This is a genomic window from Bacillus sp. AFS029533, assembly GCF_002585125.1.
GTDB classification, from domain to species: domain Bacteria; phylum Bacillota; class Bacilli; order Bacillales; family Bacillaceae_G; genus Gottfriedia; species Gottfriedia luciferensis_B.
In genome coordinates, this window is the sequence record NZ_NUQC01000013.1 from 140191 (window position 1) to 154575 (window position 14385).

The 14385-nt window shown below is 30.3% G+C and carries 14 protein-coding genes; 10 read left to right on the forward strand and 4 right to left on the reverse strand.

Translation table 11 applies throughout. The annotated features are described in order from the left end of the window. Window positions 1-423 precede the first annotated feature (423 nt). The gene (locus COE53_RS07030; RefSeq protein WP_069032583.1) at window positions 424-1005 is read left to right on the forward strand and encodes a MerR family transcriptional regulator; all 582 of its coding nucleotides are present in this window, start codon (window positions 424-426) and stop codon (window positions 1003-1005) included. 709 nt (window positions 1006-1714) lie between these two features. On the opposite strand, the gene COE53_RS07035 is transcribed toward COE53_RS07030, so the two are convergent. Then, the gene (locus COE53_RS07035; RefSeq protein WP_069032584.1) at window positions 1715-2497 is read right to left on the reverse strand and encodes an ABC transporter permease; all 783 of its coding nucleotides are present in this window, start codon (window positions 2495-2497) and stop codon (window positions 1715-1717) included. Beyond that, the gene (locus COE53_RS07040) at window positions 2490-3395 is read right to left on the reverse strand and encodes an ABC transporter ATP-binding protein (RefSeq protein ID WP_069032585.1); all 906 of its coding nucleotides are present in this window, start codon (window positions 3393-3395) and stop codon (window positions 2490-2492) included. Before COE53_RS07040 ends, COE53_RS07035 begins: the two co-directional genes overlap by 8 nt. Before the next feature lie 138 nt (window positions 3396-3533). On the opposite strand from COE53_RS07040, the gene COE53_RS07045 reads away from it, so the two are divergent. Beyond that, the gene (locus COE53_RS07045) at window positions 3534-4094 is read left to right on the forward strand and encodes a TetR/AcrR family transcriptional regulator (RefSeq protein WP_069032586.1); all 561 of its coding nucleotides are present in this window, start codon (window positions 3534-3536) and stop codon (window positions 4092-4094) included. Window positions 4095-5060: 966 nt separating this feature from the next. On the opposite strand, the gene COE53_RS07050 is transcribed toward COE53_RS07045, so the two are convergent. Then, window positions 5061-5966, reverse strand: coding sequence for a DMT family transporter (locus COE53_RS07050; protein ID WP_069032638.1), 906 nt, complete (start codon window positions 5964-5966; stop codon window positions 5061-5063). Between the two features lie 450 nt (window positions 5967-6416). Between COE53_RS07050 and COE53_RS07055 the strand changes: the two genes are divergently transcribed. Next, the gene (locus COE53_RS07055) at window positions 6417-6968 is read left to right on the forward strand and encodes an NADPH-dependent FMN reductase (RefSeq protein WP_069032587.1); all 552 of its coding nucleotides are present in this window, start codon (window positions 6417-6419) and stop codon (window positions 6966-6968) included. A gap of 64 nt (window positions 6969-7032) precedes the next feature. Here COE53_RS07055 and COE53_RS07060 read toward each other — a convergent pair whose 3' ends face one another. Next, on the reverse strand, window positions 7033-7653 hold the full coding sequence (locus tag COE53_RS07060) for a trimeric intracellular cation channel family protein (protein ID WP_069032588.1): 621 nt from the start codon (window positions 7651-7653) through the stop codon (window positions 7033-7035). A 172-nt stretch (window positions 7654-7825) separates the two neighbouring features. On the opposite strand from COE53_RS07060, the gene COE53_RS07065 reads away from it, so the two are divergent. The 7 genes from COE53_RS07065 (at window position 7826) to COE53_RS07095 (ending at window position 14381) form a co-directional block, all read left to right on the forward strand. Beyond that, window positions 7826-9037, forward strand: a complete 1212-nt coding sequence (locus COE53_RS07065) for a serine hydrolase domain-containing protein (RefSeq protein ID WP_069032589.1) — start codon at window positions 7826-7828, stop codon at window positions 9035-9037. A 199-nt stretch (window positions 9038-9236) separates the two neighbouring features. Further along, complete coding sequence (locus COE53_RS07070) at window positions 9237-9821, forward strand: phosphatase PAP2 family protein (RefSeq protein ID WP_069032590.1); 585 nt, start codon at window positions 9237-9239, stop codon at window positions 9819-9821. Window positions 9822-9848: 27 nt separating this feature from the next. Further along, window positions 9849-10523: a response regulator transcription factor gene (locus COE53_RS07075; protein ID WP_069032591.1), complete on the forward strand. Its 675-nt coding sequence runs from the start codon at window positions 9849-9851 to the stop codon at window positions 10521-10523. A 100-nt stretch (window positions 10524-10623) separates the two neighbouring features. Further along, entirely contained in the window at window positions 10624-11853 is a 1230-nt protein-coding gene (locus COE53_RS07080; protein WP_180242395.1) for a sensor histidine kinase, read from the forward strand. 29 nt (window positions 11854-11882) lie between these two features. Then, window positions 11883-12515: a VTT domain-containing protein gene (locus COE53_RS07085; protein ID WP_069032593.1), complete on the forward strand. Its 633-nt coding sequence runs from the start codon at window positions 11883-11885 to the stop codon at window positions 12513-12515. A gap of 157 nt (window positions 12516-12672) precedes the next feature. Continuing rightward, on the forward strand, window positions 12673-13245 hold the full coding sequence (locus COE53_RS07090; RefSeq protein WP_069032594.1) for a hypothetical protein: 573 nt from the start codon (window positions 12673-12675) through the stop codon (window positions 13243-13245). A gap of 32 nt (window positions 13246-13277) precedes the next feature. Then, window positions 13278-14381: an MGDG synthase family glycosyltransferase gene (locus COE53_RS07095; RefSeq protein ID WP_069032595.1), complete on the forward strand. Its 1104-nt coding sequence runs from the start codon at window positions 13278-13280 to the stop codon at window positions 14379-14381. The last annotated feature ends 4 nt before the right edge of the window (window positions 14382-14385 follow it).

The window sequence follows — 14385 nt, forward strand, 5'->3', positions numbered from 1 at the left end:
AATGAGTTTTTTTATATTTCTTTTTTTAATAAAGAAATTATTATATCATTTCATTCGTATAATAATAGAACTGTAAATTAGAACAATGCTTTTATCAATATTATACAAAGATAACATGCAAACGAATGTTCATAGTAACTTTGATATTATTGGTTTATCTTAAGCATGCTTTTACAAAATATAAAAATCATAGAACACTATTGAACTTACTGTTTAATATAAATGCGTTTATAAATTACAATAGAAGAAATTAAATAGAGAATCACACTAAAGTAGTGGTCCTCTTTTATAAAAATTCATTTATTAGCTCATCAAATCTTTCTCTTTCAATAAACTTTGATGCTAAATTCGATAAACCTTTTAATGCAAAAAGGAGATAGCATGCCAGTATAGAATATAAGCATTGTAAGGAGTGTGAGGGGTATGATAGATGGAGATGTAATATTAACTAGTACTCAAATAAGAGAGCAGTTAGAGTTGAAACCAAGCACCTTCAGAAAATATCAGGACATCTTAGAGAATGTTGGTTATACAATCAAGAAGAATAGTAGAGGACATCGACAATATTCAAATTATGATGTCTTGATCTTCGAAAAACTAATCGAATTAAGTAAGCATGATGGTATGACGTTAGAGAAGTCTGCGAGATTGATAAAAGAGCAAACCAATAGATTAATACCTCATACTGACATGATAGTCGAAGAAAAGTCTTTAAACTTAACGGAGCACCTAATACAAATAAACAATGAACACCAGTTGCATACAATTGAAAAACTAATGAATGAAATGGAAGAAAGACTTTCTAAAAAGATGGATCTACAACATAAAGAAGTATTAAAGCAACGAGAAAAGCAGACTAGCTTACTGATGCAAGAATGGAGAGAACAAAGAAAACAAGATCAACAACTGTTATTAGAAACGGCAGCCACTCAAGAAAAGAATTCATTACTAAAGAAAGTAAGTGAAAAAATGGAAGAATTAAAAAAATGGTATTTTGAAACATGAGCTTATATTACAATCTAGCACTTTCGCAGTGCTATTGTCGTTGGAATAATATTAGCCATTTGGAATTCTACACTTAATTACTGGTTTTTGGATATTCTAATGGTAAAATTAGGTATAGTAGGGCGTGGTAGGTGCCTTTCTTCTTAAAGAAGAAGAGGAGAGTGGTGGTTAGGCCTTGATATACAAGCTTTTTAATTGGTAATTAGTTAATGTAAATTTGATGTAAATCGTTATTAGGCTCACTTTTAGATGTAATTGCTTCAGGATCAAAAGAATTGCCTAATGATAAGTTAGAAGATACTCCACGTGGCTAGTTTTGCTGCTGGGTAGTTCCGAGTGAAAAAGCGATAAAATGATGATATTTACTAAGTAGACCTAAACTGCGCACCTTTCTTTTTTTAAAGAATGTTTTGCGATGTGACTTTACTGATGATGATCGTTCAACTATCACTCCAGATAGTTGAACAATACTGAAATATACTATCAAAAACTTAATATGAATTAAGTTCTTCAATAAGGTGTATTACATCAATAAGTGTTTACTATGTTTTATATTAGTTTTTAGTCGAAGGCTCAGAGAAGTCTCTCTAAGCCATTTTGGTGTAAGATTTGGAAGATTTTTTTGCAATTATCAAGTTTTCAAGTTAGTTCAACGCCTAATTGCTTAAAAATTTTTTTCATCCCTATTTTTCATTCGTTAGTAGGATATTTATAATGGTAAATCTTTTCGCTTAAAAACAACAACGCCCATGAAATAGAGAAGAAGGCTTAATCCAACAAGTATGAATAATTGACCTCCATAACTTCCGTTTTGAATGATGGCAGTGGAATCATAAAGAGTGATAATACTAACATTTCTAAGGAATTCCAGACTGTCATTCATTCCAGAAAGCATATTCGTTGCATAGAAAAACACTGTAAGGCCTGCACCTAGTGCTAGGGAATAGCTTGAACGGTTGAATAAACAAGATGCAAAAAAAGTAATGCTACTAATGGCTAAATTCAATACTAGAGATCCTAATGTAAGAATGAAGAATTTATTTACAGGTAATTCACCAGGCTGGACTAGCTCCGCCACACCGTATCCTACAACAAATATCAACCCGAACATTACCACTAGTGACAAAACAAAAAAGATAATACTTGTAAAAGTGTATTGCGTTCTTGTGATCGGAGTTGATAAATGAAAGGCCATGCTACCTTTATCTACTTGTTCTGCTATTAGTTTATTTCCAATAATAATCGAATAAATCATGGCAAAGATGAGGACGAAGTTTCCAAAATATTGATTTGCTACAAAGGCAATTAAGGTAGTTATATCACCTAAGGGATTTACAGGAGCATCCATGCTTGTTTGGGCAATATTCTGCATGGTTTCCGGAGTGAAAACACTCATAACAATCACTATTAACAGAGAAAGTGCTCCTGCAATAATACTGAAAACTTTTAAATTTAATTTTACTAAGCGGATAAATAAAGACTTTTTAAACATGCTCTTGATTCTCTCCTTTATAAAAACTCATAAAATGATCTTCTAATGAGTTCTTCATTTCACGAAACATTGTTACCTCTCTTTTAGACAGGGAACGTATTAATTCGTTAATTTGTTTGTCTTCTATCTCTACAGTAACCTGTAAAGTTTCCATATCGTTCTTTTTAATGACAAAATTTTCTTTTAAAATCGATTCGAAGTCTGATCGTTTTTTAAACATAATGATAAATGTGTTTTTACTAAAATGCTTAAAATCTTGAGAGTTCATTACCGAAATGATTTTACCTTGCTTAATCATCGCAATACTATCGCATGTTCCCTCAATCTCCTCAAATAGATGAGAAGACATTAGGATACTTTTACCCTTGTTTTTTTCCTGATGAATTAATTTTACAAACATCGATTGCATTAGTGGATCAAGACCTGTTGTTGGCTCGTCTAGAATAAGAATCTGAGGATCATGCATGAAAGCACAAACAATCCCAACCTTTTGTTTCATTCCTTTGGACATACGTTTTATTTGAGTTGATGGATCTAAGTCGAACATCTCTATTAACTGATTCGCCTTTGTCATGTCACCGAGACCACGCATTTTAGCTGCATGCAAAATAAGTTGTGTACCAGTCATGTTCTCAGGAAAAGCAATCTCTGCAGGTAAATAACCAAGATGTTTTTGAATCTCTTTTGGTTGATTCCAACAATCTAAATTTAAAATTGTAGCTTTTCCACTTTGGGGTTTGATAAATCCTAATAGGTGACGGATCGTCGTAGTTTTACCAGCACCGTTAGGACCTAAAAAGCCAAAAACTTCCCCTTTCTCAATTTTAAGTGATACATCAAAAATACCCTTATTGTTTCCATAATCTTTTGTAAGGTGTTGGATGTTTATTATTGTCATTTAAATCACCACGCCAATTCTGCTTTATTTATCCGACAACATGTCGTATGATGTAAGTGTATTATGGATTACTATCTCTATCAACCGACATTCGTAGTACAACTGTCGGATTTCGAGAGACAAGTTGGAGGGATAAAAATGAAAAAGAAGCCAGAGATAACTGCACAAACAAAACAAAATTTAATAGATGCCTTCTGGGAAATTTATTGCACTAAGCGAATAGAAAAAATTACAATAAAGGAAATTACAACTAGAGCAGGGTATAATCGGTCCACATTTTATGAATACTTTTCCGATGTTTACGATGTCCTGGCACAATTGGAAGACAATTTAATTTTCAAACTACAACAGTTACCTATCCAGAAATTATCCACTTCAGATACATTTCCGTTTGAAGCAATTGTGAGCATGTATTCACATCACCGCAAATATCTCATGGTCCTGTTAGGAGATCAAGGAGACCTAGCCTTTCAAGGGAGAATTAAAGCAAGCATGAAACCCATGATGAAAGAACTCCTAATTGCACGAGGAGCGACAGACAGTTTTAAGCTGGATTATAAGTTGGAATATGCCTTATCCGCTATGATAGGCGTACTAAGCTATTGGTTTAACCAAGAAAATGCTCCATCCATTGAAAAATTGATAGAGTTGTTAGGGGAACTTTCTAGTGAAGGTGTTATGAAGAAGTTAATAGGGTGAAGTTGAGTGGTATTTTTTTGGGGATATTTATTGTTGAATGCGTAAATTAATACACAAAAACATAAATGGAGAGTGTGTGAAAAGAGCAAATACATCTGATCAACAATTTGGTGTTTTTCTAAAAAAAGAAAAGAGACTTGATGCTTTAAGGCTATTATTGTGAGGTAACTCTTATTACGCAGTACGAAACGATAGCGTAATAGACCAAATATACTATATTCTATTTTGGCTATATATCAACAAACGATAATTGTTGTGCTGCTGCAGTTATAGCGTAATTATTTGCCATTCTCCAACATGATGGAAAACCCACTAAAGTGGAGTATGTATAGGAAGAATTGAGAAGACAAAAATTGCATTTGGAGTATTAAAATATTTTATGAGTTCTTAGATTGCCATTGGTATAAAAAAGAAAGCAAAATTTTTAAAAGTATTAACAAAAACAGAACATACATTCTGGTTTTGTGTTATAGATTATGGTAAAATAAGGTAGAGTAGAATTGTAAGTTGCCTTTCTTTGTAATGTAAGTCTATGTAGATATTAAATTAGGAAAACTACATAAAGTTAAAATCAGTAGTATCAAGGCTTTTTTGAAATTATGTAGGAATACTATTTCCTGATAGAAGTAACTGCTAGTCTTTCTTCGCATAGAAGGGAGGTGAGAATGTGACTGGTTATGAGATTGCAAATTTAATTATTCAATGTGTTGGAATAACTGCAACTGTAATCTTAAGCATAATCGGTATTATCATTTCTATTAGCAAAAAAAAATAACCACCCTACCCCTCGAAATGGTTGTGGTGATTATTTCTTCACTGGATCCAAGGAAAGCAACTTTCCAATTACTACTCGGAAGGGGTGTGTTCGCAGCACATCCCTTTTTAGTATATTCTTTATGACTTCATTATAGTCCTTTTAGTATAGTTTGACAATGAAGTTAACGTTCTTTTTAACTGAATGAATCGTTAATTTGCAATTTTTTCATTTGAATTTTGCGACACTTTTTTCGGTGAATTCAGTAGCAGTATTAAAGCGATACCTAAAAATGTCATAAAAATTCCTATTATTTGGGTTGGTGTTGGTTTAAAACCTGTTATGACTGTATCTAATACAATGGCCACTGCAGGATCTAAAAATGTTAATACAGCAATCATATTAGAAGGTAAAAATCGAATATTACCAAAGAATAATGCATAAATAACGCCAGTATGAACAAAACCAATAATCAAAATAAAACTCCAGTTTTCTAAATGCAAGTTTTGAAAAGAATCAAATTTAACAAAAGGAATTAAAAGTAGAAACCCTAATGTAGTCTGAAGTAAGGTCGTAAAATATGAACTTGTTTTTGTAATCCCTTTATTCACAATCATTAATAATCCATAAAAGATTGCCGCAAGAAATGCCCAAATGACACCAGATGAAAGAAATTTATCAAGTGTAAAATCAGAATTAATACCGGATAAAAGAATTGAGCCGATAAAACTACTTAAAACACCAAGTAAAGGAATTACCGTAATTTTTTCTTTATAAATTAAACTACCTAATAAGAATAAAATAACGGGAGCTAAGTAATAAATTGAAACTGAAATTGTAACTGATAAATTTTCAAATGATTTAAATAAAAATACCCAATTCATAACTAATAGGATCCCACTAAATAATGAAAGTGTTATATCTTTTTTATTAAATATTTCTTTTTTAGCTAACCCTGAAAAATACCAAACTGAAAATAAAAAAATAGTTGCAAAAACACATCTAATAAAAACTAAATCAATGGCTTTTAGGCCTGTTTTAGGAGCGACGAAACCTACTGTGCCGAAAGTAGCCATTGCAATAATGATACTAATTGTCGCCTTTTTATTTACTGTCATATTCCCCAATATGTATCACATCCATTTCATGTGTAATTTCAATATTCTGTCAAATAAGTATATACTAAACATTAGGGTTATATCAATCGAATAAATCATGGATAAGGAAATACCCTCCTCATAGGGTATTCATGTAGAAGTAAAAAGGCAAGAAGATGAGATATACTTCCTCAAAGTTTATTCATGAGGAACTAAAATGCCAGAAAGTTGAAATTTACAAGAAATCATTAGTAAGTAATTAGCTAGAAAGCTAATAATTCCTTACTAATAAGATGTTCAAAATAAATATATTTTCCAAGCCATTTAAGATTTTTAAAATCGAAGTTTTCATTAAATTCTGTTTAAATTAATAGGCAAATAAATAGAATTCATTTATACTATTATTTGTAGTTTTAAAGAATTATTGATAAAAATTAGTCAATTAAGTTTTTAATAGTGAGGGGAATTTAAATGAATATCGTAGTAGTAAATGGTTCACCAAGAGCAAATGGTCGAACTAGATTCTTAGCAAAACAAATCGCAGATTCTAATAATTTTACAAATTTAGATTTAGCATTTGAACAAGTTCCTCTTTATAACGGGGAAGCTGAACAAAAAGAAATAGAAGCAGTTAAAGCTATTAGAGAATTACTAGTTAAAGCTGATGGAATCGTTATTTGTACGCCAGAGTACAATAATGCGATGAGTGGAGCTTTAAAAAATCTAGTTGAATTATTAGGCTCTGAGCCATTTAAGAAAAAGCCAATTTCATTATTAGCAGTAGCTGGTGGTGGAAAAGGTGGTATAAACGCTTTAAATAGTATGAGAACTGTAATTCGTGGTGTATATGGAAATGCATTACCAAAACAACTAGTTTTAGATCCAGTTGATTTTGAAAATGATACAGTTGTGAAGCCTGAAGCTTTTGCAAAAGTAGCTGAAGTAATTGATGAATTAAAAGAATATGTACAAAAAGAAATTTTGTATAAAGAATACATAGAATCAAATAGTGTTTCTAAGTAATAAAAATGGTCCTAATCAATTATGGGTTAGGACCATTAAAAATAGCTTAACATCTTTGTTAAGCTTAAAGTAAATTATCATTTACATTTCTAATAGGAAAGTTTACTTTGTATCGTACAGCGATAATTCTAATTGCAGTTGTAATTAGAAAACAAATATACAAAGATTGCAGTTTAGTAAATTCACCATGTGTAAACAAAATTGTAATAGAGCCGATAATTGCTGCTATTGCATAAATTTCTTTTCGGAATACAAATGGAATTTCTCTTGCGAATACATCTCGCATAATTCCACCGCCAATTCCAGTGATTAACCCCATCGAAATAATTAAAAAAGAACCTTTTAAACCATGATCAATTGCCGAATATGAACCAACAGCAGTAAAAACACCTAAACCAATTGCATCAGTAATGATTAAAGTTGATTGGAACTGCATTGTTCGTTGATAAAATAACCATGTTACAATTGAAACGACTGTACTTACGATAAAGTATTGAGGTTTTGCGAAAGCATTCGGTACCGTTTGACCTAAAATAATATCACGTATTAACCCTCCGCCAAGAGCAGTACAAGCTGCTAAAAAAACAACACCGAATAAGTCCAATTTCTTTTGAATACCAACCAAAGTACCAGAAATGCTAGCAGCTATAATCCCTGCATAAACAAAAACCTCGAGCAAAATCATCCATTCTATCCCCTTAATTCCATTTTCTATGATTCATTTTAGCAACAGGTAAGGACTATTACAATATTAAAATAACTTTGAAAACGCTTCATTTAAAAAAATTTTTTCATATGAAAAATTTACAGTATTTTACAAGAAATTCACTTGAAATTTATAGATAGGAGAGGTTAAAATGCAAAACAAAATTATACAACATAAAAATAAAATTTTATCAAAAGAAATTCAATTAATAATGGATAAATTTAATATTGTCGGGTTTCAAGCTGCTGCGGTTTTAAAAGATAAACTGATTTGGTCCGATGCTTATGGTTATCGTAATTTAGAAACAAAAGAATTAGTTACAGAAAATACGATGTTTCGAATTGCTTCTATTTCAAAACTTTTTACTGCTACTGCAATCATGCAATTAGTCGAAAGAAAACTAATCGATTTAAATCAAGATATTAGTCATTATTTAGGTTTTAAAGTAAGAAATCCTAAATTCCGTAATTCTTCAATTACCTTGAGACAAATATTAACTCATACATCATCACTTAACTCGGACGATGCTTCAAATAGTGTTTATGCTAAGTACATTAAAGATGGCCATTCAGATTTTTCATTACAACTTACAGAATTATTAGATGAAAATGGAAAGTATTTTACGAAAGAAATATGGGGGGATTGGAAACCAGGAGATCAATGGATGTATTCAAATATTGGTGCGATCATATGCGGTGCAATAATAGAAAAAGTCACTAAGTTACGCTTTGACCAATATATCAAACAAAATATTTTTGAACCTTTAGAAATGAAGAATGTAGCATTTTCGTATGCTAATTTTAATAAAAGCCATGAACTGGCAAACCTTTATGAAAAAAATAAAGATACAAACGAATATAAAGTATCAATTGATGATATTAGGCAGAGTGGATATTCTAAGAATCATTGGGACCAATACATCATCGGTAAACATGGAGGATTATTTGAACCTCAAGGTGGACTAAGGACATCCGCAGTTGAATTAAGTAAGTTTTTACGGGTACATATGTTAAGTGGGAGTTTAAATGGACACCAAATTCTTGAACAAAAAACGTCAAAATTAATGACATCAATTCAATGGTCTAGAGAAGAAAATAATCACTTCTTTAGTAAAATGGGGCTTGGTTTTCATATTAGCCACGACTTTTTACCGGGTTACAAAGAAATGATCGGGCATGCGGGTGAAGCATACGGATTAATCAGCAACTTATATTGGCATGAAGAAAAACAATTTGGAATGATATTTATTTTGAACGGATGTCAGTTTGAATTATCTGAAGATTCAAGATTAGAAGTAGAAAAAGAATTAGCAGAAATAATTTATAAACACATTATTGAAGAACGTTTATTAAATCAGCTGTAAGGTAAATAATAAGAAACTACAATTTTTTCTGTTCCATAGTGGAGTAAAAATTCCTCCATCAGACTTAATCTTGTTAAAAGGATCTATTTATCAATAGGTCTTTTTTTATTTGTAATAGAAAATCCCAATTAAATTTTCATCAATTTTTCATAAAACTTTTATATAATAATTTCCGATCAAAAAAATGGAGGAAATTTTAATGAACTACTCAATATTTAAATTAATAAATAGTTTTGCTGGCAAATGGCCTGCTTTAGATAGTGTAATGATATTTTTATCTAAATCTGCCATTTTAATCGTAATAGGAATTTTATGTTATTTATGGATTCAAAAAGGAACCGAACGTAAGTATACAGCCTTTTATATTGGTTTAACACTAATTTTAGCACTAGGTGGTAACTTTATTATCCACCAATTTTATTACCACGCGCGACCATTCGTTAATCACCATGTGACCAAATTGATTTCACATTCGTCCGACTCATCTTTTGTAAGTGATCACGGTACATTAGTATTTTCTACTGCGCTTATTTTATTGTTTAGAAAAGATCGATTAGGTTTGATTTCATTTGTTTGGGCGATATTAGTTGGTATTTCCAGAATCTTTGTTGGGGTACATTATCCATTTGATATAATTGGTGCATTTATTTTGGCTGGTGTAGTTGCAATTGTTGTTTTAAAAACATCATCGTTAACGGAACCAATAATGAAAATATTATTGAAGTTATATGAAAGAATAATAAAAAAGTTACCAAATAATAAGAAAAAGAATTTGAGTTCCTAATTAAGAACTAAATAGAGGAGACATCTTTTGAAAATTTTATTTGCTGAAGACGATCAAAAATTAGGGAAAATGACGACCCATTTGTTAAAAACACAAACTCCATTTCAAATCGAATGGACTACAAACGGAAAGCAAGCATTGGAATTAGCTATCCACTATGATTTTGATTTACTTATTTTGGACTGGATGTTACCTGAAATTAGTGGTTTAGAAATATGTAAAAAGCTTAGAAGAGATGGATTTAAAGGACCTATCTTAATGTTAACAGCCAGAGATAGTATTAATCACCGTGTTGAAGGATTAGAAGCTGGAGCGGATGACTATTTAATCAAACCATTTGATTTTAGTGAGCTTGCCGCAAGAATTAAAGTACTCAATCGAAGGAATTTTGCACCACTTCAAGATGAAGTCATCACGATTGAAGACTTAACTTATAATCGGACAAATTTTAGTTTAAGTAGAGGCAATGAACAAATTATTTTAACGCAAAGAGAATTACAATTATTTGATTTATTAGTAAAAAATAGAGGGATTGTGCTCACTAGAGAAGTTATTTTTGAAAGAGTTTGGGGAATTGAATCAGAAGTAACAAGTAATGCTGTTGAAGCGTATGTAAAAAATCTAAGAAAAAAAATTGATCTACCAAATGACAGAACTTATATAAAGAGTGTTAGAGGTGTTGGATATACAATCGAAAAATGAGATTTCACTATTTCATCAAATTAGCAAGCGATTAACATTTTTCAATCTTAGAATTTTAATGATTTTCATTATTTTATTTAATATTTCAGTGGGAATTGTAATGTCGTTTTACATTTACTTAGACCAAAAGAGTGATCTAATCACAGTGTTAAAGCAAGAAATAAAAGAAGTAAAAATGAATGCTACTTCTCTAGGTCCAAATGATGACATTACTCAAAGAAAACATAAACGTAAAAATGTTTATTTTAATTATTTTTTAAATAAAAAAAACGGATTTGAAATCTATGATGAAACAGCACCCGGGTATACAAGGGATATAGAAAAAGTTTTAAAACAGATTAATCCTATTCATAATAAAGTCGTTATTAAACGAATTGATCCTCATGATAAAGAAGAACTAAATTTAATGATTGCTGCAGAAAATGTGTATGATTCATCAAACCATTACCTTGGGACAATTTATAGTGGTAAAGATTTATCGTCGGTTATTTATTTAATAAAGCAGTTTATCAGTATCTCATTTTTGCTCTCAATCATCTTTTGTTTTATGGCATACTACTTCGGAAAGAAAATTACAAATCAGGCAATGGAACCAATTATTGCATCTTATAAAGAACAACAAGAATTCGTGGAAAATGCTTCACATGAACTAAGAACACCGTTATCAGTATTACAAGCCGGTATTGATGTATTAAGCGTTGAACAAGATCGCCTATCTGATTTCGGAAAAGAAACCTTAACAGATTTAAAAAAGGAATTAAGTGATACACGTAATCTAGTCCATCAATTACTTTTTCTAGCAAGACTTGATCATAAACAAATCGCCAAAGTGAATAGAGAAGAATTTAGAATCGATGTCTTTTCGGAACAAATTCAAAAAGCATGGCAATATAAGGCATCAGAAAAAAAACAAATAATCAAGCTATTAAATGAAGAAAAATTTATTGTTAAAACAAATCAAGAAAGTTTAAAACAATTGATTAATATCTTTGTTGATAATGCAATTAAATATTCAAATGAGGACCATACCATCTCCTTAAATTACTATGTAAAATCAGAAAAAAAAGCAACCTATTTCTATTATGAAATAAATGATAATGGTATTGGAATTCCAAAAGAGCAACAAGACAAAATATTTAATCGGTTTTATCGAATAGAAGAGCATAGGTCGAGAGATGAAGGAAATACTGGACTCGGTTTATCGATCGCAAAATCGATTATAGAGTCTTTAAATGGAGAAATTATAGTAAATAGTGAATTCGGTAAGGGAAGCAGTTTTAAAATTAAAATTCCGATTTCAAATTTATTTCAAATTAAGACAAACATATAGAGAATGATTTTTAAGGGAGTTAAAGTTATATGGAGATTATTAAAAATATTATTGATCTCATATTGCATTTAGATCAACATTTATTAACCTTTGTGCACAATTATGGGGCAATAACTTATTTCATCTTATTTTTGATTATTTTATTGGAAACCGGACTTGTTGTGACACCATTTTTACCAGGAGATTCATTAATTTTTACAGCAGGTGCACTTGCTTCCTTACATTTATTAAACTTTTTTGGATTATTAGTCCTTTTCATAGTAGCAGCAAGTTTAGGCGATTCTTTAAATTATTTTATAGGTAAGAAATTCGGTAGTAAATTAAGTAAGAGCAAAAAAATAAATTCGAAATACATTCATGAAACTGAAAACTTTTACAAACAAAAAGGTCCTAAATTTATTGTATTAGCAAGGTTTATTCCGATTGTTAGAACTTTTGCTCCGTTTGTTGCAGGGATCGGTGAAATGAACTATTCAAAATTTATTTCATATAACATTTTCGGAGCGACGCTTTGGGTTGGACTAATGGTATCGATTGGTTACTTTTTTGGTAATATTCCTTTTGTTAAAAATCATTTTGGGCTATTAACGATTGGAATCATTTTCGTATCAATCATTCCAATATTAATCGATGTAATTAGAAAATTTATTAAGAAAAAATAAATTGAATCTAAACAAATGAATCAATTTTAGGAAAACATAATACTATTTTCATTAATTTTTCACTTTTATTTTGTACATTAGTTTGTATATAAAAGGAGGAGAATATGGATTATGTGTTTGCTAATATTTTTTCAAAACTTGAAAGGAACAAATCAATATGATTAGTAATTGGATAAAAAATAAATCTGAGAGAAAATTAATTTATATAGCATTAGCAATTTCGATCATAATTTTCGTCATTGCTGGGTGGAAAGTCTCGCATCGTACTGAATTATTAACGAATATGGGACCTCATATACAAAATGGAATCCAACATGGTTTTCATAAAATAAATCCTTTAAAAATGTATGCGAAAGATAAAGGTTCCCTTGGAAGAATAGGTGTATTTGCGGCATTTGTTCTCTTTCCGCTTTATTTTTTAATTAGATTTAAAAAATTAAATGATAAAAAACAATTTAAGAAATTCTTAGGTAAATTATTGAAATGGTGCAAGTTAATACATGTCCCAATCTCGTTAATTACTTTTGCTTTAATTACAGTACACTCTGTGATTATGACTTTTTTTGAATGGAAAACAGATGCTGTTTATATTTCAGGTGTTATAACTTATTTGCTACTACTTCCATTAGGAATATTCGGTTTTTTAAGATATAAACGAAAAGATAAAAACTGGCATTACTATCTTTCATTTGCAGTTGTAATCTCAATGTTAATTCATACATTCGTTTAATTAATTTGTCTATTCAAAAGAGGTTGATTAGTATGGTATTGCAACCAAAAATACTTGTCGTTACATCGAGTTTTGGAAATGGGCATAAAGAAGTATCAAAAGCGTTAAAAAGTGAGTTTGAACATATTAACTTTAACGATGTAACAATAATTGATATATATGAAGAAGCATATCCAACAATAAATGTATTTGCAAAAAATATTCATTTGCAATTATTCCAGCATGCCCAAACAATTTATAAATGGTTCTTTTATGGGACTGAGAAATTATTCAGCACAGTCATTTTTGACAGGCTTTTAGAATTATGCGGAAAGAATATAAAAAGTATTCTTCAAAAAGAGAAGCCTGATATTATCATTACTACCTTTCCAGTTGGATCTGTAGCAAAATGGAAAAAATATTCTTCACATCCTTGTAAATTATATACAGTAGTTACAGACTATTATATTCACCGTTCATGGATTCATAATGAAATCGATCGATACTATATAGCGACGGAAGGATTAATACATCAAATGGTGAATTTAGGTGTTTCTCTATCGAAAATATTTGTATCTGGGATACCTCTTCGCCAAGAATTTAAAGAAATAGATTTTTTAAATGAAGGTACAAGTAATTCGAAATCTAACGATCAAATATTAATAGTTGCTGGGGCAGTTGGATTATTAAAGGATGTAGAAAAAATGGCCAAGCAGTTACTTGTTGAAACAAAACTTAAAGTAGCAGTTGTTTGTGGCTATAATCACATCCTTTATAATAAATTAAGTAAGTTAAATGAAGAATACAAAGATCGACTACAAGTATTTGGCTACGTAAATAATATTCGTAATTTGTATAAAAAATCTGATCTCTTAATTACCAAGCCTGGTGGTATTACATTATCAGAATGTATTGCATGTAATTTACCGACAATCCTATATAAACCAACACCAGGTCAAGAAAAAGAGAATTCCCGAATATTTGAAAATGCGGGTGCTTCAGTAACAGTAAAGTCGTTAAATGAATTAACTTTTTATATTAATCGAATTCTTTTCAAATCAAATCATTTAGAACAAATGAAATCATCATTAACTGCATTAAATAAAGGATTTAGTTCTCAATTAATTGTTAATGATATTTTTAGTTCAATTTCTTAAAATT